This window comes from Nocardia sp. AB354 (assembly GCF_049538315.1).
In the GTDB taxonomy this organism is placed as follows: domain Bacteria; phylum Actinomycetota; class Actinomycetes; order Mycobacteriales; family Mycobacteriaceae; genus Nocardia; species Nocardia nova.
Genome location: NZ_JBMVFU010000003.1, coordinates 175567 through 199852, shown reverse-complemented (window position 1 = coordinate 199852; position 24286 = coordinate 175567). Strand labels below are relative to the sequence as shown.

Sequence of the window (24286 nt, the reverse complement as noted above, 5' to 3'; positions counted from 1 at the left end):
TCGCAGTGCGGCGTCCGCAGTAGTGCTGTCTACGGGGCCTGAACTCAGCACCGCAAATCAGCTATCGCTAGGAGATACCGCGTGTCCGTGTACCTCTATCGGTGGGGGAAGTTCGCCTTCCGCCGAAAATGGATCGTGCTACCGGTCTGGTTGCTGATCTTCGTGATCGTGGGCGCCGTCGGCGTCGGGCTGAAGAAGCAGAGCCAGGACGACTTCAACATGCCCAATCTGCCCTCGCAGAAGGCCACCGACATCCTGGACAGGGAATTTCCCGGACAATCGGCGGCCTTCAAATTCGACGCGGTGACCGGCACTTATGTCGCCGCGGCCACACACGGCAAGCTCACCGATCCGGACAATCACAAGGCGCTCACCGCGCTTGTCGAGAAGATCAACAACCTCGACATCGTCGACAAGTCCAAGATCAAGCAGGACCCGCAGAACCCCGGCGTCCTGACCGATCCGGTCGCCGCGACGACGGCGATCGGCTGCACCTCCGGTGATCGCACCGACCCGAACTTCGTCGCGAAATGTGGTCTGGCGCCGCTGAACGTGCTCGGCAAGAACAACAATGCCGATACCGTCGCCTACTTCAGCGTGCCGTTCAAGATCAAGTCGTTCTCCGATATCACCAAGGCCGATCGGGACCAGGCCTACAAGGTCGCCGACGAAGCGCGCGCGGCCGGACTGGACGTGGAGATCAGCGGCACCATCGCCACCGAGCAGGCGCCGCCGGGCGGACAGTCGGAAATGATCGGTTACGCCGTCGCCTTCATCGTGATGATGATCGCCTTCGGTGCGCTGATCGCGGCGTTCGTGCCGATTCTGACCGGCATCGTGGGTGTCGGCATGGCGTCCTCGCTGATCATGGCCGGCACCTCGATCGCCAACATCCCGAACTTCACCACCGTGCTGGCGGCAATGATCGGTATCGCGCTGTCGATCGACTACGCGCTGTTCATCGTCTCGCGCTACAAACATGAACTCGCCGTGCAGGATTCGCCGGAAGAGGCTGCGGGCGTCGCGATCGGCACTGCCGGTTCCGCGGTGGTCTTCGCCGGTATGACGGTCATCATCGCGCTGTGTGGTCTGAGCATCGTCGGCGTCAGCTTCCTCACCTGGATGGGTCTGGGTGGCGCGCTGGCCGCGCTGTTCGCGATCCTGGTCGCGCTGACCCTGCTGCCCGCGATGATGGGCGCTTTCGGCCGCTTCCTGTTCAAGCCGAAGCTGCCGCTGGTCGCGCGCACCGATACCGAGGATGACAACGCCGTCACCAACGGCAAGCGTTTCGCCCGGCTGATCGCCAAGGCGCCGTGGGTAACCCTCGGCGCGAGCGTGATCGTGCTCGGCCTGCTCGCCGCACCCGCGGTGAATCTGAGCCTCGGCCTCCCCGGTGAGGACAGCCAGCCCAAGACCACCACGGTTCGTAAGGCCTACGACCTGCGTACCGAAGGGTTCGGCGAGGGCAGCAACGGCACCCTGCTGGTGGTCGCGGATCTGACCAAGGTCAAGCCGGAGCAGCGTCAGGAGGCCGTCATGGCCCTGCACGACAAGCTGGCCGGCTACCAGGGCATGGACTTCGTGACCATGCCGTCGACGAACAAGCTCACGCCGCAGAAGACTCCGGACTATGTGAACAGCACCGGCGCCCAGTTGACCGCGGTACCCGATCACGGCCCGAACAACTCCGAAACCCAGGACCTGGTGAAACATGCCCGGGACGCAGAGTCGGACCTGCAAGCGAAATACGGCATGGAGTACGGCATCACCGGCTCGACCGCGATCTACGCCGATGTGTCCAACGCCCTGCTCGGCAAGATCGTCCCGTACATGACGATCGTGGCGATCGCGGCGTTCATCCTGCTGGTGCTGGTGTTCCGCTCGGTTCTGGTGCCGCTGACCGCCGCATTGGGATTCCTGTTGTCGATGGCGGCCACCTTCGGCGCCACGGTGCTGATCTTCCAGCAGGACAAACTCGGCCTGATCGGCGATCAGCATCCGATCGTGAGCTTCCTGCCGATCATGTTGATCGGCTTGGTATTCGGCCTCGCCATGGACTACCAGGTGTTCCTGGTGACCCGGATGCGAGAGGAATACGTGCACGGCAAATCCCCGAAGGAGGCCATGGTGTCCGGTTATCACCACGGCGCTCGCGTGGTCACCTCCGCGGCTATCATCATGATCTCCGTCTTCGGCGGATTCATGTTGGAGTCCGATGTGACCGCGAAGTCGATGGGCTTCGCACTGGCGGCCGGCGTGCTGTTCGACGCCTTCCTGGTGCGGATGGTGCTGATTCCGTCGCTGCTGGTCCTGCTGGGCAAGTGGGCCTGGTGGATGCCGAAGTGGCTGGACCGGATCCTGCCCGATATCGATGTCGAGGGCACCAAGCTGCGCGAGTTGCAGCAGCGTGACCGCGACACCGCGGCGGAGAAGGAGCCGGTCCCGGTCGGCTGATCCGCGAACCACGGCACGAGCCCTCATCCGAACAGCGGATGGGGGCTCGTGCCGTATCCGGTCCGGGGGATCTCGGACCGCAAAGATCTTGATCTTGCAGCAACGACACAGCAGACTCGAACCTAATGCTCTCCAGCTCGGCCACTCGGCGGACCGACGGTACCGGCGAATGTGCCGGCAACCGCACAGCTCGATCAGCGACCGGCCCCGGTTCGCAGTCATCGGCAATCGAGGCCAGCGACCACTAGGAGCGCCTCGTGTCCGTGTATCTGTATCGGTGGGGAAGATTCGCCTTTCGGCACAAATGGATCGTGCTCCCGGTCTGGCTGATTCTGTTCGTAATCATCGGCAGCCTGGGTACGCAGCTGAAGAAGCCGATGAACGACGACTTCACGATCCCGAATCTGCCGTCGGAACGCGCCACCGAGATCATGGACAAACACTTCCCGGGGATGTCGCAGGCGTTCAGTTTCGAGGCGGTCACCGGCACCTATGTCTTCGGTGCGGCACCGGGGCAGAAACTCACCGACGCATCCCAGCGCGCGGCCGTCGGTGGTGTGGTTTCGAAGCTGAACGATCTGAACATCGTCGATCACAGGACCCCGCTGGTGGATCCGATCACCGCCACCGAACAGATGGGCTGCTTCGCGACCGATCGCAGTTCGCCGGAATTCGTCTCGCGCTGCAGTGCCGCGCCGGTCGACGTGTTGAACAAGGAGAACCCCGATACCGTTGCGGTGCTGACCGTTCCGTTCACGATCCAGAAATTCACCGATATCACCGCCGCCGATCGCGCGGCCGCCTACGCGGTCGGCGACGAGGCGCGGGCCGCCGGACTTCAGGTGGAGATGAGCGGGTCGCTGGCGATGGAACAACAACAGCCCAGTGGTCGGGCCGAGATGATCGGCATGGCCGTGGCGCTGGTGGTGATGGTGGTGGCCTTCGGCGCGATCGTGGCCGCCTTCGTGCCGATCATCACCGCGATCGTCGGACTCGGACTGGCGACGTCGGTGATCTTCCTCGGCACATCGTTCATGTCGGTACCGAGTTTCACCACCTTCCTGGCCTCGATGATCGGCATCGCGCTCTCGATCGACTACGCGCTGTTCATCGTCTCGCGCTACAAACACGAACGCGCGGTGCAGAATTCGCCGGAGATCGCCGCGGGCACGGCCCTGGGGACGGCCGGTTCGGCGGTCGTGTTCGCGGGCGCGACGGTGATCATCGCGCTGGTCGCCCTGGCCATCGTCAACATCAGCTTCCTGACCTTCATGGGACTGGGCGGGGCGATCGCGGCGGCGTTCGCGGTGCTCACCGCGATCACCCTGATGCCGGCCCTGCTCGGCGCCTTCGGCAAGTACCTGTTCGAGCCGAAGCTCCCGGTGATCGCGCAACACGATCCCGAGGACGATTCGGTGGTCACCAACGGTATGCGGGTGGCGCGGGTGATCGGGCGGATGCCGTGGCTGACGCTGGTCGCGAGCATCATCGTGCTGGGTCTGCTGGCCGCGCCCGCGCTGAGCTTGAATCTGGGCCTGCCCGGTGAGGACAGCCAGCCCAGGACCACCACCATTCGCAAGGCCTACGACATGCGCACCGAGGGATTCGGTGCCGGCAGTAACGGCAAGCTGCAAGTCGTCGCCGATCTGTCGCAGGTGCCCGCCGATCAGCGGCAGGCGGCGCTCACCGCGCTACACGACGAACTGGCCGCGTATCCGGGTATGGATTATGTGACCCGACCGCAGCTGAGCAGGGACGGCGGCGGCGCGTTGATGACCGCGGTACCCACCACCGGGCCCAACGATCAGGCCACCAAGGATCTGGTGCGCAACGCGCGCAATGCCGAAGCCGCACTGCACGACAGATACGGCATCGACTACGGAATCACCGGCACCACAGCCATTTACGCCGATGTCGACCATGCGCTGCTCAGTAAGATCCTGCCCTATCTGGCCATCGTGGCGGGTGCGGCATTCCTGTTGCTGATCGCGGTATTCCGTTCGGTGCTGGTACCTTTCACCGCCGCGCTGGGATTCCTGCTCTCCATGGCGGCGACCTTCGGCGCCACCGTGCTGATCTTCCAGAAGGGCGCGCTGGGTCTCATCTCCGAACCGCGGCCGATCGTGAGCTTCCTGCCGATCATGTTGATCGGCTTGGTCTTCGGCCTCGCCATGGACTACCAGGTCTTTCTCGTCACCCGCATGCGCGAGGAATACGTGCACGGGAAACCACCCACCGAGGCGATGATCTCCGGCTACCACCACGGCGCACGGGTGGTGACCTCGGCCGCCGTCATCATGATCTCGGTCTTCGGTTCGTTCCTGCTGGAATCGGATGCGACCGCCAAGTCGATGGGTTTCGCGCTCGCCGCGGGCGTCCTGTTCGACGCTTTCCTGGTGCGGATGGTTCTGATCCCGTCGCTGCTGGTGCTGATGGGTAAGGCGGCCTGGTGGATTCCGGGGTGGCTCAGCCGGATCGTGCCGGATATCGACGTGGAGGGTGCGCGGTTGCGCGCGCTCCACGTCGACAATCCGGACGAGCCCAGGAGTCCGGTGAAGGTCGGCTGAGCCGGCGCTGCCACCGGAGGGTTCAGCCCAGCTGGGCGGCGACCTCGCCGGCGACCAATTCCACGTGGTCGAGGTCGGAAAGGTCGAGCACCTGCAGGTAGAGGCGGGTAATGCCGGTGGTCTCGCGGTAGCGGCCGATCTTGTCGACCACCTCGGCCGGGGTGCCGGCCAGGCCGTTGGTGCGCAGTTCGTGCACCTCGCGGCCGATCGCCTCGGCGCGGCGGGCGATCTCGGCCTCGTCGCGGCCCACGCACAGCACCTGGGCGGCCGAGCGGACGATCTCACCGGGATCGCGGCCGATGTCGCGCGCGGCCGCGGCAACCCGATCGAATTGCGCCGCGGCCGTTTCCGCATCCGTGAACGGCAGATTGAACTCGTGCGCGTACCGCGCGGCCAGGGCCGGTGTGCGCTTCTTGCCCGCGCCACCGATGATCACGGGCGGGCCGGGCTGCTGCACCGGCTTGGGCAGTGCCGGACTGCCCTGCAGCACATAGTGTTTGCCGGTGAAATCGAAGGTCTCGCCCACCGGGGTCTGCCACAGGCCGGTGATGACGGCCAGTTGCTCGGCGTAGCGATCGAAGCGCTCGCCGAGCTCCGGCAGATCGATGCCGTAGGCGCGATGCTCGTCGGCGAACCACCCCGAACCGAGTCCGAGTTCGACCCGGCCACCCGACATCTGGTCGACCTGCGCGACCGAGATCGCCAGCACCGACGGATGCCGGAACGTCGCGGCGGTGACCAGTGTGCCCAGCCGGATCCGGGAGGTCTCGCGCGCGAGCCCGGCCAGGGTGATCCACGCGTCGGTGGGCCCCGGCAGGCCGGAGACCCCGCCCATCTTCAGATAGTGATCCGACCGGAAGAATGCGTCGAACCCCGCCTCCTCGGTCACCTTCGCAACCCGGAGCAGATCCTCGTAGGTAGCCCCTTGCTGGGGCTCGGTGAAGATTCGTAGTTCCACGAGCACCAACGTACCGGGCCGGCCGCGCGGGCCCGCGGAGCTGCCGAACCGCCCGGCGAGGGGACCGGACACGTCGTGGCACGGCCCTCTCGCGCGGCGGTCGGCCGCGCATGTCAGCCGGTGACGCCCAGGTCCGGCAACTGCGCGGCGGCGGTGACGGCCTCGGACAGCAGATCGGCGGCGGCCTCCAGTTGCGCGGGTTCGTGTTCGGAGGTCAGGAAGAAGCGCAGTCGTTCCTGACCCGCCGGTACCGCCGGAGACGAAATCGCGCCCGCGTAGACGCCGTTGCGCAGCAGTGTGGTGGCGACGTAGCCGGCGCGCAGTTCACCGGGGACGATGACCGGGCAGATCGGGGTGCCTTCGGAGATGCCGAGGTCGATGCCGCGCTCGCCGAGCAGGGTGCGGAAGTGCTCGGCGTTGGACCACAGCCGGCGCAGTCGCTGCGGTTCCGCCTCCAGGACGTCGAGTGCGGCCAGCGCGGCGCCGATGGTCGAGGGCGCCGGGCCGCCGGTCAGCATGGCCACACCCGGTGCGGCGGCCTTCATGGCGGCGATCAGGTCCGCGTCGGCGGCGATGAAGCCGCCGCAGCTGCCCAACGCCTTCGACAGGGTGCCCATCCAGATGTCGACATCGTCGCCGGCCATGCCGTAGTGCTCGCGGATGCCCTGGCCGCGTTCGCCGAAGACGCCGAGCGAATGCGCCTCGTCGACCATGACCGCGCAGTCGAATTCCCGTGCGATGGCGGCTATTTCGCTCACCCGGCCGACCGTGCCGTCCATGCTGTAATGCCCTTCGACCACGACCAGCGCCCGATCGAAGTTCCCGCGCGACATGCGCAGCACCGAACGCAGCGACTCCGGATCGTTGTGGCGGAAGTTGAGCCGCCGCGCTCCCGACCATTGCACCCCGGACACCACGCTGCCGTGGATGAGCGAATCGCAGATCGCGACGTCGTCGGCGCCCAGCAGGAAGCCGATCACGCCGGCATTGGTGAGATAACCACTGGTGGTGACCATCGCGTCACCGACGTCGTACATCGCCGCCAGGCGCTGTTCGAGTTCGGCGTAGATCGGGATCTCCCCGGCGACGATGCGGCTGGCCGAGGCGGACGCGCCGTAGGTGTCCAGCGCGTCCTTGGCGGCCTGCACCACCTTCGGATGGTTGCCCAGGCCGAGATAGTTGTAGGCGCTGAAATTCACCAGATCCCGGCCCTGCCACCGGATGACGGTGTCGTTCGGGCTCTCCCGCACGAGGAACATCGGATTCGGCGTGCCGCTGTGCTCGTGCACCGCCGCGATCGCCGCGCGTTTCTGCACCATCGCCGCGACCTCGGGGTGGTCGGCGAATTGGCGTCCGGGACCCCGGGGCGCGCGGGCCGGTTTACTGTTGCCGCCGGTGAACGCACCGCGCGAGCTTCCGGACCTCGCAGCGGTGGGAGCAACCGCCGGGGAGGGCCCGGATGCCGTGCCGGACAACAACTTCCGCGCCAGATCCCGCGCCGACTCACTCATCCCGCATCCTTTCCCGGCGCAGCAGGCAGCTGCGGCCCTCTCATCCCGCCGCCCCCTGCACGATCGCCTCGGCCACCCGCGCACCCGCCTGTTCGAGGCTGAACGAGCGGCCCATCTTCATCGACATCAGTTCCACGCCCAGCGACTTCGTCACCAGGGCGCCGAATTCGACCGCCATCAGCGAGTCCAATCCGAGTTCGGGCACCGGAACCGTCAGGTCGATCGAATCCGCCGAAACACCCATGACCTGCGCAAGTTGCTCGGCCAGCATGAAGGCGACCACCTCGTTGCGCTTACCCTCGTCGAGTTCGGCGAGCTGGACGCGCAGCCGCGCGGCGGCCGAATCGTCCTGTGCCGCAGCGGCGATCAGTTCCTCGGTGCGTCCGGTCTGGGCGAAGAACGGCGCGGTGGCGTTCACCTTGGCCCAGTCGACCGGAATGATCGAGACCTGCGTGACGCCCAATCGCAGCGCCTGCTCCAGATATTCGGTCCCCTCGTCCATGGTGATCGAATCGAAGCCGGTGTTGCGCAGATACCGCGCGATATGTTCGTCGTCGGCCATACCGCCGCCGGACATATGCCCCCAGCCGACGACCAGGGCGGTACCGCCCGCGCGGACCACCGTATCCCCGATGGCCTGGAGCGCGATATTGGCTGCGGTATAGGCATATTGGCCGACACCGCCGAACATCGCACTGCCGGAGGACCACAGCGCGAACTGATCCAGCCGAGCCCCGGCCGCCTGGATGCCGGCGACGAGTGCGCGCGCACCGTCGGCCTTCGCGCGGAACACCTTGGCCAGACTCTCGGCATCCATGACGGTGATGCGCTTGTCGTCGATGGCGCCGGCCGTGTGGAACACCCCGCGCAGCGGATGCTCGGGCCGGTGGGCGCGAGCGACGACCGCCGCGACGGCAGCGGCATCGGTGATGTCGACCCGCTCGACGGTGACCTCGATGCCCTGCGCCTCCCAGGCCGCGAGCTGCGCGACGGCGGCCTCGGTGGTGGCACCGCCGCGGCCGAGCAGCGTCAGCCGGCGGGCGCCGTGGCCCACCAGCCACCGTCCGGTGGCCAAGCCGAAGGCGCCGAAACCACCGGTGATCAGGTATTGCGCCGCCGGGTCGATCTCGATGTCGGGCAGCTGCGGGCGGACCAGCGGTGCTTCCTCGGTCAGATCCAGCGCGACCCGGCCGATTCGGGTCGAGCGGGCCACCTCCTCGAAGGCCTGGGCCACCTCCGCCGTGCCGTACTTCTGGAACGGCAGCGGCCGATAGGTGCCGTCGTCGAAGCCGGCGTTGACCTTGCGGCCCAGTTCCATCACCTCGGTGTGCCGCAACCGCAGCATCCGGTCCAGATCGAAGGAGAAGTAGGAGACGTTCTTGTCGAACGCCGACAGATCCAGCATGCCGCCGGTGTAGATATCGGCCTTGCCGATCTCCACGATGCGGCCGAATTCGGCGATCACCGCGAAGTTCTGGCGCAGGATCTCACCGGGCGCCGAGCTGATGATCACGTCCACACCGCGTCCACCGGTGAGGGCGAGCACCTCGTCGACGAAGTTCAGCGACCGCGAGCCGACCACGTGATCGGCGCCCTCGGCCAGGACATAGGCGCGTCGCTGTTCGCTGCTCGCGGTGCCGATCACGGTGGCGCCGTGCAACTTCGCGATCTGCACCGCCGCGCTGCCGACACCGCCCGCCGCACCGTGCACCAGCACGGTCTCACCGGCACGGATCCGCGCCAGTTCGAGCAACGAATACTCGGCGGTGGTGAATGCGGTGACGCTGCTGCACCGGCCGGCATCGGTGTCGGGATGGACGTGGGTGAGCGAGTCGGTCGAGGTGGTGTGATAGCGCGCGACCATGCCCTTGGAGGTCAGGCTCACCGAGTCGCCGACCGCGTAGTCGGTGACGCCGGGGCCGACCCGGACCACCTCGCCGCCGCCTTCCATCCCCGGCACCAAGCCGAAGAAGGTCTCCGACAGTTCACGTTCGCCGAGGACGCCGATCACCTTCAGCGCGTCCTTGTAGTTGAGGCCCACCGCACGCATCCGGACCTCGACCTCACCCGGGCCGGGTTCGCGCCGATCGCAGCGCCGCCAGCCCAACCGCGCGAAGGTGCGCGAACGAGGCAGTTCCAGTTCGAAATTCGCCTCGGGGTCGGTGAGCGGTTCGGCGGTGTCGAGGGCGTCGAGCCGCTCCGGCAGCGTCCGGGTCACGACCGTGGTCCAGCGCAGGCCGTTGCGCAGCACGGCCTCGTCGACCAGGTCGTACTGGAAGCCGCCGGGGATCGCCAGTTCGGCGGACAGGTCCGCGACCGTTGTGTCGGCATCGATATCCACCAGTCGCCACCGCAGCCGGGACTGCTCGTTGAGCAGCACGCGACGAGCGCCGGCGATGGCCGCCTGGCTGGGGTCCGGTGCCGTCACATCCGCGGGGTGGGCGTACGCGTGGGCGCTGATGACGGTCACGTATATCGATCCGTCGCCGGTCAGCGGAATTTCGATCTCGTGCTCGGTGACCCGCTCCTCGAGGTAACCGTCCAGCGCCACCGCGATCCGGCGCAGCGTCCACAGCGCCGCCACATCACCGTCGGGGGAATGTCCGGGGACCACGCATACGTGCAGCCGTTGCACACCCTCGGTGCCGAAGATGTCGCGAAGCCGTTGTGCCAGTTCCGGTTCCAGCTCGGCGTCGCTGGAATCGAGGCGGAGGACTTCCGATCCGGCACCGCCCGCGACGGCATCGCGCACCCGCTCGATCCGCGAGTCGATGTTCTCGCCGTAGCCGATGACCAGGGTGTACAGGCCGTCGTTACCGGGAAGCGCGGACGTGTCGACCGGATCGCGCAGCTCCCATCGTTCCTCGTAGAACATGTCGGTCATGCGCTGCAGCGGGCCGCGGCCGGGGGTCAGGGAACCGAATTCCATCCCCCTGATCTGCATGACCACGGTGCGCTCGGCATCGAGCAGATCGATATCGGCCAGCGGCCGGTCGCCCTCGGTGAACCGGGCCACGGCCGTGACCTCCTCCGGCAGGGGCGCGAGGCGGCGGACGGTGCGCACGCCGACCGGCACCATCGCGCCCTCCTGGGCACCACCGCGGCCGGCGAGCAGGGCGGCCACACTCTGCAGCGCCGCATCGACGATCGCGGGATGTGCGAGATACCTCTCGCCCTGGCCGATGGTGCCGTCGAGTCGCGCGACCACGGTGTCCGGCGAGATGCGGATCGAGGTGGTGCGCTGGAAGGCCGGCCCGTATTCCAATCCGCGCGCGGCCAATCCGGCATAGAACTCGGCGGGCTCGACCGCGAGCATCTGCTCGGTATCGGGCACGTCCGCGGTGATCGGCGCGTAACTGCCTTCGACCAGGCGGCCCATCGCGTGGACGGTCCAGATGGTTCCGGCCGCACCCCGGGAGCGGATGGTGAAGCGCCCGGTCGAATCCTCCACATGGAGTTCGACGATCGGCGCCTCGCCCTCCTCGACGACCAGGGGCGCGACGAACCGCACACCCTCCACGGCGACCTGATCCGATTCGGTGCGCACCGCGGCGGCGCTCAGCGCGGCATCCAGATATCCCGCGCCCGGCAGGATCCGGGTGCCGCCCACGACATGATCGGCCAGCCAGGGCAGCGCGGCGAGCGACAGCTCCACCCGCCAGGCGTTGGAGTCGTCGGGATTCTGATCACCGAGCATCGGATGCGCGTCGGGCGTGCCGTGCCGTAGCAGCCGGAATTCGGGCAGTTCGTTGCGCAACCGGGTGCGCTGCCACGGATAGCGCGGCAGATCGATATGCGGCGTCGGGTCCGGCACACCCGCGAACAGCGCGTCGATGTCGAGAACGCCGGCCGCGTACAGACCGGACAGGGTCTGGCGCAGGCTGTCCGCGTCCTGCTGTTTGCGGTGCAGGGTGGCTACCGTCGTACCGGTTTCGCCTGCGCCGATGAGGATTTCGCGAATGTTGGCGCCGAGGACCGGATGCGGACCGACCTCGACGAACACCCGGTTGCCGGCCCGGACCAGCGCGGTGACGGCATCGGCGAACCGCACCGGTTGCCGGACGTTGGCACACCAGTACTCGGCATTCCAGTCGGCCGCGGTGACCTGTTCGCCGGTGACCGTGGAGTACAGCGGGATACGCGGTTCGGCGACGGTGAGCCCGGCCAGCACCGCGCGCAGTTCATCCAGGATCGGGTCCATCAGATGACTGTGGTACGGCACCTCGACCTGCAGCCGGCGCGCGAAAATGCCGTCGGCGGTGAGCTTTTCGGCGATCTCGTCGAGACGGTCGACCGCACCGGCCAGCGTGACGGCCGAGGGGGAGTTGATCGCCGCGATATCGACCGAACCGTCGGCGGCGACGACCTCGCGAGCGGCCTCGGCCGGCAATCCGATCGCCAGCATGCCACCCGTCCCGGCCGTCGTGGCCTGCAACCGGGCGCGGTGATAGCTGACCAGCAACGCGTCGTGGAGCGACAGCATTCCGGTCACGTAGGCGGCCGATACCTCGCCGACGCTGTGGCCGACGACGACGGCGGGTTCGATTCCGTACTCCCGCAACGCCGCGTACAGCGCGACCTGCACCAGGAAGTTCGCCGGTTGCGCGATGGCGGTCGAGGTGACCCGCGACTCCTCCTCGGGCCGCAGCAACTCCTCGACGACGGACCAGCCTGCGATGTCGGTGAACACGGCATCGATGCGGCGCGCCTCATCGGCGAACGGGCCTTCGGTGCCGAGCAGCTCACGTGCCATGCCCCACCACTGCGGACCCATACCGGTGAAGACGTACACCGGCTCGGCGGTGCGCTTGGCGACGGTGCGACCGACCCGGCCCTCCCCGCTCGCCAGATCCACCAGGCCGCGGACCAGTTCGGTGTCGTCGCCGAAGGTGATCGCGGCGCGATGGTTGTGGTGGTGGCGGCGCCGCCACGCGGCTTCGGCCAGCCGGCCGGGATCGGCGCCCTCGGCGATCAGTTCGGCGACGCCGCGAGCCAATTGCCGAATTGCGGCCTCGCTCCGCGCGGAGAGCGGCAGGACGCCGAAATGCTGTGGCGCCCGGTCATTTTCGGAGCCACCCCGGTACTCCTGCAGAATCGCGTGCGCATTGGTACCGCCGTATCCGAAACCGTTGACGGCCACCGTCATCCGCTCGACCTCGCCGCCCACCGGTTCGGCCTCGGTCTGCAGGCGGATTCCCAGTTCCTCGAACGGGATATCGGGATTCGGGGTGTCCAGCCAGCCCTGCGGCGCGATGGTGCGATGCGTGATGGCCAGCGCCGATTTGATGACGCTCGCGATACCCGAGGCCGCCTCGGTGTGCCCCAGCGTCGCCTTCACCGAGCCGACACCGACCGGACCGGGCCGCCCGGTGGCAGCGCCGTAGGCCCGGCCGATGGCTCGCAGTTCCAGCGGGTCGCCCACCGGCGTTCCGGTGCCGTGCGCCTCGACGTAGGTGATCTCGTGCGCAGGAATTCCGGAACGCTCGATCACGGTCTTGGCCAGTGCTTCCTGGGAATCCGCGTTCGGGACGGTGATGGCCGTGGTGCGGCCGTCCTGATTCGATCCGGTGGCCTTGACGACCGCGTAGACGCGGTCGCCGTCGCGTTCGGCATCGGCCAGCTTCTTCAGCACCACGATGCCGGCGCCCTCACCGCGGCCGTAACCGTCGGCGGCGGCGTCGAACGGTTTGCTGCGGCCGTCGGCGGCGAGGAATCCGCCCTTGCACATGGAGACGAACGGCTCCGGCTGCGCCATCACGGTCACACCGCCGGCGAGGGCGTATTCGCAGTCCCCGCTCTCGATGGCCTGGCAGGCCAGATGCAGCGCGACCAGCGACGAGGAACAGGCGGTGTCGACGGTGACCGCCGGACCGGTGAGGTTGAGCGCGTAGGCGATCCGGTTGGAGAGCATCGTGTACGACGCGCCGGCGGCGGTGTGCATGTCGACATGCGGCAGCGCCGGTCCGCCGACCGATACCGCCAGCTGATCGAGGGTGAAGGCGCCGATGTAGACGCCGAGCCCCGAGCCCGCGCTGCGTCCCGCGACGCCCGCGTCGTCGAGCGCCTCCCACACCACTTCCAGGACCAGTCGCTGCTGCGGGTCCATGGCGGCGGCCTCGCGCGGGGAGATGCCGAAGAAGTCGGGATCGAACTCCCACGGATCGCCGGTCATGAAGGCGGCGCGCTTGGTGTACATGCGGCCGGGGGTGCGGCGGTCGGCGTCGTAGTAGCGCCGCCAGTCCCAGCGGTCGGCCGGGATCTCGGTGACCCCGTCCCGTTTGTTGATCACGAAGTCCCAGAAGGACTCCGGCGAATCGATGCCGCCGGCATACCGGCATCCGATTCCGACGATGGCAATGTCAGACACAGCGACTCCTCGGCCGACTCGGAAATACTTCTCGCTCCCCCGGAGCAGTTCGGGCGATCGGCCTGGTTCCGCGTTCGCCGGAAACCGGCGACCCCTCCGCGGCGGCCTTCGCCCCGCCGATCAGAGCGGACGCGGTCGGCGAATGATGATGTTCAATTCCGGCCCCGTCCGGCCCAGCCGGACGGACCCGGTGCGTTCGTTACCCAGGGCCTCGTAGTACCCGACGTTCTCGTCCTTGCAGATTCCGCACAGGAGTACGCCCTGCCGGTCGGCCTTGTCGGTGAACGACGCGTACAACGCCCGGCCGATGCCGCGGCGCTGCAGTTCCGGATCGGTGCCGAGGTAGACGTGGAAGAAGTGGGGTTCGGCCGGGGCCGCCCGATCCATGGTGCGATCGACCTCGGTTCCCCGTCCCACGGCGGTGGCCATTCCCGCGAGAAACAGCGGGCCGGCGAGGAGTTCGCGCAGCCCGCCGGGCCGGTAACCGTCCGGGTACCAGAGCAGGACGCCGACGATCCGGCCGTCCAGCTCCGCGACCTCGGCGCCGCCGGCCGGCAGGAAGCGATGCGTGATCATCGTCCGCAACATGCGCGGCGACCGACGGTGCCGGACAGCTTCGTCCGGAAAGACGTATTCCTCGATCGGATCGTCGTGGGCGAAGGCCGCGGCCAGTACCCGCACCATTCCGGTGATGTCGTCGCGCGTCGCGGTCCGCACGACCGGACTCTCCGGTTTGTTCAAAGCTGTTGTCCCTCACATGATCTGCACACTGCCCGACTACGTCGGCGGGACGTCCGGCAAGCAACTGGACGCTAGATTACCTCAGCCCGCCACACTTCCTACTAGTCGGTAATGTGCAGTAGAACACGCGGGTACGACACGACGCTATGAATATCCACAGTCCTCGACACCGGGCTATCGCCGGGCGCCCGATGTGAAACACGTCCTTCCGCAGGGAAATACACGGCGGGGTCGGCAGCTCACACCGCGCGCGGTCACCGATCCCCGCGGGAAGCTCGGTCGCACAGCGATATACAGGCAAACCACCGCGGCGACCGCCTGCGCGACCGCACTCGCCTCGCGGTCTACCAATGGCGGTAAATCGGGACGTCCGGCCCCGCGACAATCTGGACAATCGGGATGACGGCGAGTTCGCCGTCACCGCTACGAATCTGGGCCTCGACCGCGATCGCCGCGTGGAGGTCGAAAGGAACCGGAAACTTGAATACACGGATTCTGGCCGTCGGCATCGTTTCGGGCGCGGTGTGCGCCACGGTCGCCGCCATCGCTGCATCGGCATCCGCTCAGCCGTTTCCCGCCGGTGTGTCGTGCTCGGAGACGACCTGCACCAACGACACGGACGACACCTACCTGATCGAGGCGTGGCAGCACTGCCGGGTCGTCGGCGGGACCGCGGAGACCGAAACCCCGTTCAACATGGTCGTGCGAGCGCACGAGACGGTACCGGTGAAAGGTGTGGAGTGCCCGCCGCTGGTGATCGAGCGGCCCGACACCATCGGCGGCACGGACACCACGGTGCTGCGGACGGAGCCGACCCGGATCAGCTTCTTCAAGGCCGTCCACCACGATCCGGACGCGCCGAAGGTTCGTACCGGTTCGGCCGGGTGACGACGACTCGGTGAGGACCGAAAAAGCCCCCACCCGGAGACCCGGGTGGGGGCTGTGGCGGTGGCGGAGGGATTTGAACCCTCGGTGGGGGGTTACCCCACACACGCTTTCGAGGCGTGCTCCTTAGGCCGCTCGGACACGCCACCGCAGGTGACTTTACCGGACAGGCGGAGCGAAACCGAAATCGGGTGGTCAGGGGCGCTGAGTGCGGAAGAAGGCGTCCAGCACGGCCGCGCATTCGGCCTCGAGTACACCCCCGCGAACTTCGGGACGATGGTTGAGGCGACGGTCACGCACCACATCCCACAGCGAGCCGACCGCACCGGTCTTGGGTTCCCACGCGCCGAAGACCACACGGCGAACCCGGGCCAAGACCAGGGCCCCGGCACACATCGTGCAGGGTTCCAACGTCACGGCCAGCGTTGTGCCCTCCAGCCGCCAACCGTCACCGTGGACCTGTGCCGCGCGGCGCAGCGCCAGGATCTCGGCATGCGCGGTCGGGTCGCCGAGCGCCTCTCGCGCATTGCCGGCACGAGCCAGCTCCCGACCGTCCGCGTCGAAGACGACCGCGCCGACCGGGACGTCCCGCGGATCGGTCTCCGCCGCCGCGACGAGGGCGGCCCGGACGAGGTCCTCGTCTGCGCGCGGTGACGCCGGGCTCAACGGTGCAGCTTGTCCAGGACCGCGGAGAACTCGTCGGCGAAGCCCAGCCGCTGTGCGACCATGCCCAGCTGCTCGTCCGGATAGAGATCGGTTTCGGCGAGGATGACGCTGAGCACGGGCTCGGGCAGGCCGAGGTCCGCCAGCACACCCAGATCGCCTTCCTCCCACGGATCGATCTCGTCCAGTTCGTCCGGATCGATATCGGGGACTTCGACATTCAGCGCGTCGAGCACCTCGACGGCGATGTCGTAATCGATCGCGGCGGTGGCGTCCGAGATCAGCAACCGGCTACCGGTCGGCCCCGGCCGCAGGACGATGAAGAATTCGTCGTCGACGTCCAGCAGTCCGAACACCGCACCGGTACTGCGCAGCGCGCGCAGTTCGTTCTCGGCCGCGGACAGACTCGACAGTGCCGCGGCACTGAGCGGGCTGCAGCGCCACGTGCTGTCTTCGCGGACGACCGCCACGGCGAACCCTTCCACATCGTCGTAATCGTCCGACGCGGCCCTGTTCGTGCTCGAGCGCTGTGCCATGGCCGCAACGGTAGTCGGCTTCGGCGGAAATGTTGAAGTCGTATGCGAATCTGATCCGATGACGGGCGATCGGAATTCCTCGGTGTGCGTACTGGGTACGGGTTTGATCGGCGGTTCGCTGCTGCGCGCGGCGACCGCGGCCGGCTACCGGGCCTGGGGTTACAACCGGTCGGCCCCGGGTGCGCAGGCCGCCCGGGCCGACGGATTCGACGTCGAATCCGACATCGCGGCGGTGCTGTCCCGGGCCGCCGCCGACGATGCGCTGATCGTGCTGGCGGTGCCGATGCCGGCCATCGATACCGTTCTCGCGGATGTGAAGACATTCGCGCCCGACTGCACGCTCACCGATGTGGTGAGCGTGAAGGAACCGGTGCGCGTCGAGGTGCACCGGCAGGAACTGGGCGCGTACTACGTCGGCGGGCATCCGATGGCGGGGACGGCCGAATCCGGCTGGGCCGCATCGTCTCCCGACCTGTTTCGCGACGCGGCCTGGGCGGTCGGCGTGGATCCGGGCACCCGCGCCGAGCCGTGGAACCGGGTCGCGCGGCTGGCGCTGGACTGCGGTGCGATCGTGGTGCCGGTCCTGGCGGACGAACACGACCGTGCGGTGGCACGGATCTCGCATCTGCCGCACGTGCTGGCCGAGGCGCTGGCGGTCGCGGGGGCCGCGGGCGGCGATCTGGCACTGGGCCTGGCCGCCGGATCGTTTCGCGACGGCACCCGGGTCGCGGCGACCGCACCCGATCTGGTGCGCGCGATCTGCGAACCGAACGCGGCCGCGCTCACCGAGGCGATCGACGACGCGCTGCGCCTGCTCGCGGCCGCGCGCGACAGCCTGCGTGACGAGGGCACCCTCGGCGAACTGATCGACGCGGGCTACAGCGAACGCGACCGATACGACACCCTGCGCCGCTGGGACATCACCGATATCCGCCCGGGCGACCACGATTGGCTGGAACGGTTGCGCGATGCGGGACGGCAGGGCGGGGTGATCCGCTCGCTGGACTGAGCGACCGCACCGCGTCAGACCCGCTCGGCCAGGCCCGGATAGTCGAGGACGAATCCGTCGTCGTCGACGGTGACGGTCGCGCTCGACACCGGCGAGAGCACGTGGATCCCGTCGGCGCCGCTGCTGTAGGTGAGGATCGCCTCCTGCACGAGCAGATCCGGAACCCGCACGTAGACCACCGGAACCTGCACGTCCTCGGTGGCATGCGCCAGCCCGAAACGGCGAATCGGCAGGGTGTTGAAGAACGGGCTCAGCACCACGTCCACATCCAGCGCGCCGCCGAACATGGACCGCACGTGGGTGCCGCCGGCATCGACGAGCCAGTAGTTCTCCTCGTCCCGGGCGATCGAGGCATGGCGTTCGCCCGAGGCGACCGTACTGCGCAGCGACAGCCGCTTGGTGCGTCCCACCTCGTCGGTGACGAGGTCGTAGGACGCGCTGAACGCGGGATGTTCACCGCAGCCGCCGGCGATGATGCGCCCGGACGCGCGGATCCGGTTGCCGGTGAGGACCACGCGCACCGATTCCATCCGTGATCCGTCGTGCGCGCGCCAGGTGAGCACCGCCGGCCAGCGGGGCGCTGCGGCCTCGCTCGCGTGGGCGGTCTCGGAATTGCCCTGGGCTGGCTTACTCACCCCTCTACCGTATGTGACAACCGGGCTTGCGGTGTGGTCGCGGCACGCGAGTTGTTCACCTGCGCTACACCAGCGATTCGCGCCACGCGGTGTGCAGAGCGGCGAAACGTCCGGTCGATGCGATCAGATCCGCGGGCGTCCCGTCCTCGACGATGCGCCCGGAATCCATCACCAGCACCCGGTCGGCGATGGCGACGGTCGACAGGCGATGCGCGATGATCACCGCCGTGCGCCCGCGCAGCACGGTCTCGAGCGCCCGCTGTACCTGCCGCTCACCCGGGATGTCCAGGCTCGAGGTGGCCTCGTCCAGCACGATCACCGCGGGATCGGCCAGGAAGACGCGCGCGAAGGCGACGAGCTGGCGCTGGCCGGCCGACAATCGCCCGCCGCGCTTGCGCACATCGGTGTCGAATCCGTCCGGCAGCGACATCACGAAGTCGTACAACCCGACCGCGCGGGCCGCCGCGAACACTTCGGCATCGGTGGCCTCGGGTCTGCCGAGCCGGATGTTGTCGGCGACCGAACCGGAGAACAGGTACGACTCCTGCGTCACCATCGCGACCGCGCGGCGCAGATCCGCGTCGGCGATCGTGCGCAGATCGATACCGTCCAGCGACACCGTGCCCGACGAGGGATCGTAGAACCGCGCGATCAGCTTGGCCAGGGTCGACTTGCCGGCGCCGGTGGCCCCGACCAGCGCGACGACCTGGCCGGCCGCGACGGTGAGCGAGAAGCGTGGCAGCACCGACCGCACCGGCCGATCCGCGGTGCCGGACACGTCGTCCCGGCTCGGGTAGCCGAAGACGACATCGCTCAGGCGCAGTTCACCTCGCGCCCGCGCGAGTGGTCGCGGGGCATCGGGTTCGGCCACGCTCGGCCGCTCCTCCAGCACGCCCGAGATCCGCTCCAGCGCGGCCGCCGCGGACTGATAGGAGTTGAACACCTGGGCCAATTCGTCCAAGGGGCCGTAGAACTGCCGCAGGTACAGCAGGAACGCCGCGAGCACACCGATTTCGGTGTGGCCGTGGATCACTCGCCACGCACCGACGACCAGGATGACGACGTTGGTCACATTGCTGATCAACCGCACCAGCCCGATGTAGGCCGCCATCCCGTGCAGCGCACTGATATTGGCCGAGCGGTACTCGGCATCGGAGTCGACCAGAATGGCCTCGTTGCGCTCCTCGCGCCGAAAGGCCTGCACCGCACGGATTCCGCCCATGGTCTCGACGAAATGCACGACCACCTTCGCGATCGCGCCTCGGGTGCGGCGGTAGCCGGCGCGTTGACGCCGCTGTGCCCAGCGGGTCACGAAGACCAGCGGGACGAAACCGAGCAGCACCACCGCGGCGAGCGGAATATCCAGCCACAGCAGAATTCCCGCGATCGTCACCACCGACAGCACGGCGCTCAGCGCGTCGTTGAGCGCGCGCTCGAGCAGATCCTCGAGCGATTCCAGATCGCTGGTGAGCCGCGCGACGATCTTGCCGGAGGTGTAGTTCTCGTGGAAATCGATCGAGAGCCGCTGCACGTGCGTGAAGACCCGCAGCCGCAGATCGAACAGCACCTGCTGGCTCAACCTGCCGGAGATGCGCAGGAACAGGAAGGTTGTCACGCCACCGAGCGCGGTGCAGCCGAGGATGCCGCCCACGGCCAGCGCCAGCGGCAACCAGTCGCCGTCGAGCGCGCGTGCGACACCGGTGTCGACTCCGTGTGCGACGAACAGCGGCGTCGCCACCAGGGCGGCATTGTCGATCACGATCAACACCAGCGCGGCGGCCGCCCACCGGCGGTAGGGGCGGATCAGCGACCACAGCAGGCGGCGCGACCGTGCCGCCAGGGCGAGGTTGACCGCCTCGGTCTGCTCCCCTTCCTCGGCGGCCACGCCCCGCCAGTCGGCCTCGGATTCGGCGTCGGTGCGGAGGGCCACGGCGCCGCCGGCCTCCTCGTAGGACGCGGTTTCCGGGCGGCCGCTGCTCGTGCCCGCCCGGTCAGTGTTCGTGCGCGAAGCTGCGTCCTCGTTCGGGTTCTCCGGCATCGAGATCACCTCCCATCAATTCCCGGTAGCGCGAACAGGTTTCGAGCAGTCGTTCATGAGGTCCGTCGGCGATGATGCGGCCCCCGTCGAGGACGGCGACCCGATCCGCCCAGGCCGCGGTCGACGGGCGGTGGGCCACCAGCAGCACGGTGGCACCGGCCAGCGCCTCTCGCAGTCGCTTCTGGACCTGTTCTTCGGTGCTCACATCCAGAGCGGAGAGCGGGTCGTCCAGAACCACGACGTGCCCGCCGGCATGTTTCTGCCGGTCCAGGACGGCTCGCGCCAGCGCCAGCCGCTGCCGCTGACCGCCGGAAAGGCTCAGGCCCTGTTCCCCGATCCGGGTGCGCAGACCCCACGGCAATTCGTCGACGAACTGCGCGGCGCAGGCCACATCCAGTGCGGCATGGATCCGGTCCTCGCCGGCGTCGGGGTAGCCGAGAGTGATGTTCTCGCGCACGCTGGCCGAGAACAGCACCGGATCCTCGAAGGCCACCGAGACCTGTGACCGCAGATCCGCCAGTCGCAGCGAGCGCACGTCGATACCGTCGATGGTCACCGCACCGGCCGCGACGTCGAACAGTCGCGGCACCAGGCCCAGCAACGCCGACTTACCGCTGCCGGTGGCGCCGACCACCGCGACGGTCTCCCCGGGACGCACGTGCAGCGAAATATCGTGCAGCAGATCACGGTCGGCGTCCGGGAAGCGGAAACGCACCCGCTCGAACCGCAATTCACCACGCAGCGGCTGCGGCGCGGGAACGGGATGCTCCGGGTCGGTGATCTCGACGGGGGTGTCGATCACCTCCCAGAACCGTTGCGCCGCGGTGCGGGCGTGGTTCATCTCGGCCAGCAGGAAGCCGAAGCCCATGATCGGCCACTGCAGGTAGGTGGTCAGGGTGATGCCGGCGACCAGGGCGCCGACCGTCATCGCCTGTTCGGTGAGCAGATATCCGCCGATGGCGAGTGCGGCCGCGATACCCAACGCGGACAGCGTGTTCAGCGCGGTCCACAACCGCGCCGCCAACCGCACCTTGGCCAGCTCGAGGGTTCGCAGTTCGCGCGCCTCGGCCCGGAACCGGCGGCCGAACCACGGGCCGCGGCCGAACGCCTTGAGGACGCGAATGCCCTGGGCGGATTCCTCGACCGTGGTGGCGAGATGGCCGGACTGGTCCTGCGCGCGACGGGAGGCGCGACCGTAGCCCTGTTCGAATTGCAGTGCGAGCAGGACGAGCGGAACCGCGATGAGCAGTTCGATCAACCCGATCTGCCAGCTCAAGACGAACAGCAGCGCCACACCCACGCCCAGCGTCGCACTCAGCGACAGCAGCGACGGCGCGACAAAGGCGAAGAAGCGCCGCAGGGTGGACATGTCGGTGATCGCCCGCGAGGTGAGCTGGCCGGACTCCATCCCGTCGTGCACGCCGACCGACAGCACCTGCAATCGCTGGAAAAGCTTGCCGCGCAACGACACCTCCAGCCGGCTCGCGGGCGCCGCGATGATCCACCGCCGCCACCACGACGTGACCGTGCCGAGCACCGCCAGCCCCACCACCAGGCCGATCGGCACCCAGATGCCGCCGAAATCCCGCTGCGCGACCGGCCCGTCGACGATCCGCGCGGTGACGAACGGCAACGCGATATCGCACAGCATGCCGAGCGCCGACAGCACGGCGCTGCCGAACAGCGCCGCGCGATAGGGCCGGATCTCCGGCCACAGACGCCGCAATGAGCCCGCACCCGTCACTCGGGTGGTGTGATTTTCGTCGACCGTTCCGGTTCTGTCGTCCTCCGAATCGGATACGGTCTCCGTCGTAGCGACGGACACAACAATCCCCCTTCGCCAGGTCGTCTTTCGCCGAATCGCTCACTACCGCACCGCCCCGGCCCCCGACCGAGCGCCCGTACGACCTTCCAGATTGCCAGCGCCGCCCCCGCCCGCCAACCGATTTTCGGTCGCTGGGCCGCCCGACCTCTCCGAACCGCACAGCTGGGAACCGGCATGCTGGGCTCGCCCGCTCCGCCTCTCATTTCCCCACGGGCCCGTGCACATCCGAAGAACACCACCCACTGATTGCTGACGCCCTCGACCTGCTCGAGTAACCTCCACACCCGGGCCCTTCGCGACCGCGCCGGTGCCCGACGGGGATTCGGGCGAAAGGACCACCGGCTGTGAACAACACGCGGATGGTCGGGTTGTTCGCCGGGATCGGGGGTTTGGAGCTCGGGCTCAGCGCCCACGGTTGGCGGACCGAGCTGCTGTGCGAGATCGACCCGGGCGCACGCGCGGTCCTCTCCGCCCGCTTCCCCGATGTCGAGACCCACGCCGATGTGACCCGCCTGCGCGGGCTGCCCGCCGGGACGGAGCTGGTCGCCGCCGGATTTCCCTGTCAGGACCTGTCGCAGGCGGGACGGACGGCGGGCATCACCGGCGAGCGCTCAGGTCTGGTCGACGAGGTGTTCCGGCTGGTCCGGCGCAAACGCGGCCCGCGCTGGCTGCTGATCGAGAACGTCCCGTTCATGTTGCAGCTGGGGCGTGGACAGGCGATGCGGCACATCACGGCCGCGTTGGAGGAGCTGGGCTACACCTGGGCCTACCGGGTGGTCGACGCACGCGCCTTCGGGCTGCCACAGCGGCGGCAGCGGGTGCTGATGCTGGCGTCGCGGTCGGAGGATCCGCGGCCGGTGCTGTTCGGAACCGATGCGGGGCCACGCACGATCGGCGATCCGGAGGTGGATCCGTGCGGCTTCTACTGGACCGAGGGGGTGCGCGGGCTGGGCTGGGCGGTGAACGCGGTGCCGACGCTGAAAGGCGGGTCCGGGCTCGGGATCGCCAGTCCGCCCGCGGTCCGGTTGCCGGCCGGTGAGATCGTCACTCCGGGAATCACCGATGCCGAACGGCTGCAAGGGTTTTCCCACGATTGGACCGCGCCCGCACTCTCCGCCGCCGGGGTCCGCCCCGGACATCGGTGGAAGCTGGTCGGCAACGCGGTGAGTGTGCGGATGGCGTCGTGGATCGGCTCCCGCCTGGCGTCTCCCTCCGACGGCGTGGCCGCGGACTACGCGCCGCTGACCGCGCATCGCTGGCCGGCGGCGGCCTGGGGTCATGGCGGCACGGCATATCGGGTCCCGGTCTCGACGTGGCCGGTGCACGAGCCGTACGAGGATCTGCGCTGGTTCCTCGACGACGCGCGCCTGCTGTCGGCCCGCGCGACCGCCGGTTTCCTGCGCCGCGCCGCCCGCGGCACGCTGCGCTTCCCTCCCGGTTTCCTCGCCGATGTGGAGAACCACCTGATCCGCATGGGAGGCCTGCCACAGGAGGCGGCGTGAGTGATAATGCGCAGCCCACTCGCGCGGCCGACCGGGCGCGGGTGTCCCGCACGTCTCAGCGGCGGCGTGAGGTGTCGAATAGGTCACCGAATCCGACCCCGGGAACACCGGCACGCCGGTGGACGCTGTAAGGGTTGTGCATGAGTTCCGGCCGTCCCGTCACCGACGCGGTGACCAGTGCCCGGATGGCTCGGCAGCGGCGGGCGGGTACCGCCCCGGAGACCGCGTTGCGCACCGAACTGCATCGGCGAGGCCTGCGCTACTTCGTGGACCGCGCCCCGCTTCCGGGTTTGCGCCGTCGGGCCGACCTGGTTTTCCCGCGTCGCAAGGTGGCGGTGTACGTGGACGGGTGTTTCTGGCACTGCTGCCCCGAGCACGCCACCTATCCGAAGAACAACGCCGAGTGGTGGGCGGAGAAATTGGCCGGCAACGTGGCCCGCGACCGCGATACCGATGCGCGACTCGCCGACGCGGGCTGGCTGGTGGTGCGGGTTTGGGAGCACGAGGATTCGGTAGCCGCCGCGGATCGGGTGCAGTCGGCTTTGTCGGATCGATAGACCATGATGGAAGTGCAGCCGACATTGCAGCGGAAATA

The 24286-nt window shown here is 68.2% G+C and carries 15 protein-coding genes and 1 tRNA gene; 6 read left to right on the top strand and 10 right to left on the bottom strand.

Features of this window, described 5'->3' with window-relative positions:
• The first annotated feature begins 81 nt into the window (after positions 1 to 81).
• Together ACPCUW_RS05745 and ACPCUW_RS05740 are read left to right on the top strand one after the other, a co-directional pair.
• Positions 82 to 2454: an MMPL family transporter gene (locus ACPCUW_RS05745; protein WP_423423897.1), complete on the top strand. Its 2373-nt coding sequence runs from the start codon at positions 82 to 84 to the stop codon at positions 2452 to 2454.
• A gap of 257 nt (positions 2455 to 2711) precedes the next feature.
• Positions 2712 to 5021, top strand: coding sequence for an MMPL family transporter (locus ACPCUW_RS05740; RefSeq protein ID WP_423423896.1), 2310 nt, complete (start codon positions 2712 to 2714; stop codon positions 5019 to 5021).
• Positions 5022 to 5043: 22 nt separating this feature from the next.
• Here the strand turns inward: ACPCUW_RS05740 and ACPCUW_RS05735 are convergent, their stop codons facing one another.
• The 4 genes from ACPCUW_RS05735 to ACPCUW_RS05720 form a co-directional block, all read right to left on the bottom strand.
• Positions 5044 to 5979, bottom strand: a complete 936-nt coding sequence (locus tag ACPCUW_RS05735) for an LLM class F420-dependent oxidoreductase (RefSeq protein ID WP_423423895.1) — start codon at positions 5977 to 5979, stop codon at positions 5044 to 5046.
• Between the two features lie 113 nt (positions 5980 to 6092).
• Positions 6093 to 7490, bottom strand: a complete 1398-nt coding sequence (locus ACPCUW_RS05730) for an aminotransferase class I/II-fold pyridoxal phosphate-dependent enzyme (RefSeq protein WP_423423894.1) — start codon at positions 7488 to 7490, stop codon at positions 6093 to 6095.
• 40 nt (positions 7491 to 7530) lie between these two features.
• A complete protein-coding gene (locus ACPCUW_RS05725) occupies positions 7531 to 13857 on the bottom strand; it encodes a type I polyketide synthase (RefSeq protein ID WP_423423893.1) in 6327 nt (2108 codons plus the stop codon).
• Between the two features lie 120 nt (positions 13858 to 13977).
• On the bottom strand, positions 13978 to 14574 hold the full coding sequence (locus ACPCUW_RS05720; protein WP_423423892.1) for a GNAT family N-acetyltransferase: 597 nt from the start codon (positions 14572 to 14574) through the stop codon (positions 13978 to 13980).
• Positions 14575 to 15078: 504 nt separating this feature from the next.
• On the opposite strand from ACPCUW_RS05720, the gene ACPCUW_RS05715 reads away from it, so the two are divergent.
• On the top strand, positions 15079 to 15486 hold the full coding sequence (locus tag ACPCUW_RS05715) for a hypothetical protein (protein ID WP_423423891.1): 408 nt from the start codon (positions 15079 to 15081) through the stop codon (positions 15484 to 15486).
• A 55-nt stretch (positions 15487 to 15541) separates the two neighbouring features.
• Here the strand turns inward: ACPCUW_RS05715 and ACPCUW_RS05710 are convergent.
• From ACPCUW_RS05710 to ACPCUW_RS05700, 3 genes are all read right to left on the bottom strand, one after another.
• A tRNA-Ser gene (locus tag ACPCUW_RS05710) sits at positions 15542 to 15632 on the bottom strand.
• Positions 15633 to 15678: 46 nt separating this feature from the next.
• Positions 15679 to 16149, bottom strand: a complete 471-nt coding sequence (locus ACPCUW_RS05705) for a nucleoside deaminase (protein ID WP_423423890.1) — start codon at positions 16147 to 16149, stop codon at positions 15679 to 15681.
• Entirely contained in the window at positions 16146 to 16682 is a 537-nt protein-coding gene (locus tag ACPCUW_RS05700) for a tRNA adenosine deaminase-associated protein (RefSeq protein WP_030516861.1), read from the bottom strand. The genes ACPCUW_RS05705 and ACPCUW_RS05700 overlap by 4 nt, the downstream gene beginning before the upstream one ends.
• Before the next feature lie 58 nt (positions 16683 to 16740).
• On the opposite strand from ACPCUW_RS05700, the gene ACPCUW_RS05695 reads away from it, so the two are divergent.
• On the top strand, positions 16741 to 17691 hold the full coding sequence (locus tag ACPCUW_RS05695) for a prephenate dehydrogenase (RefSeq protein ID WP_063010855.1): 951 nt from the start codon (positions 16741 to 16743) through the stop codon (positions 17689 to 17691).
• A gap of 14 nt (positions 17692 to 17705) precedes the next feature.
• Here the strand turns inward: ACPCUW_RS05695 and ACPCUW_RS05690 are convergent, their stop codons facing one another.
• From ACPCUW_RS05690 to ACPCUW_RS05680, 3 genes are all read right to left on the bottom strand, one after another.
• Positions 17706 to 18326 carry a putative glycolipid-binding domain-containing protein gene (locus tag ACPCUW_RS05690; protein WP_423423889.1) on the bottom strand — a complete coding sequence of 207 codons (621 nt, stop codon included), beginning with the start codon at positions 18324 to 18326 and terminating at the stop codon, positions 17706 to 17708.
• A 64-nt stretch (positions 18327 to 18390) separates the two neighbouring features.
• Positions 18391 to 20364, bottom strand: a complete 1974-nt coding sequence (locus ACPCUW_RS05685) for an ABC transporter ATP-binding protein (RefSeq protein ID WP_423423888.1) — start codon at positions 20362 to 20364, stop codon at positions 18391 to 18393.
• Positions 20318 to 22189, bottom strand: coding sequence for an ABC transporter ATP-binding protein (locus tag ACPCUW_RS05680; protein ID WP_423423887.1), 1872 nt, complete (start codon positions 22187 to 22189; stop codon positions 20318 to 20320). Before ACPCUW_RS05680 ends, ACPCUW_RS05685 begins: the two co-directional genes overlap by 47 nt.
• 359 nt (positions 22190 to 22548) lie before the next feature.
• Here ACPCUW_RS05680 and ACPCUW_RS05675 point away from each other — a divergent pair, with 359 nt between their 5' ends.
• Entirely contained in the window at positions 22549 to 23691 is a 1143-nt protein-coding gene (locus tag ACPCUW_RS05675; RefSeq protein WP_423424029.1) for a DNA cytosine methyltransferase, read from the top strand.
• 140 nt (positions 23692 to 23831) lie between these two features.
• Positions 23832 to 24248 (top strand): very short patch repair endonuclease, encoded by a 417-nt coding sequence (locus ACPCUW_RS05670; RefSeq protein WP_423423886.1) that lies wholly within the window; start codon positions 23832 to 23834, stop codon positions 24246 to 24248.
• Positions 24249 to 24286 lie beyond the last annotated feature (38 nt).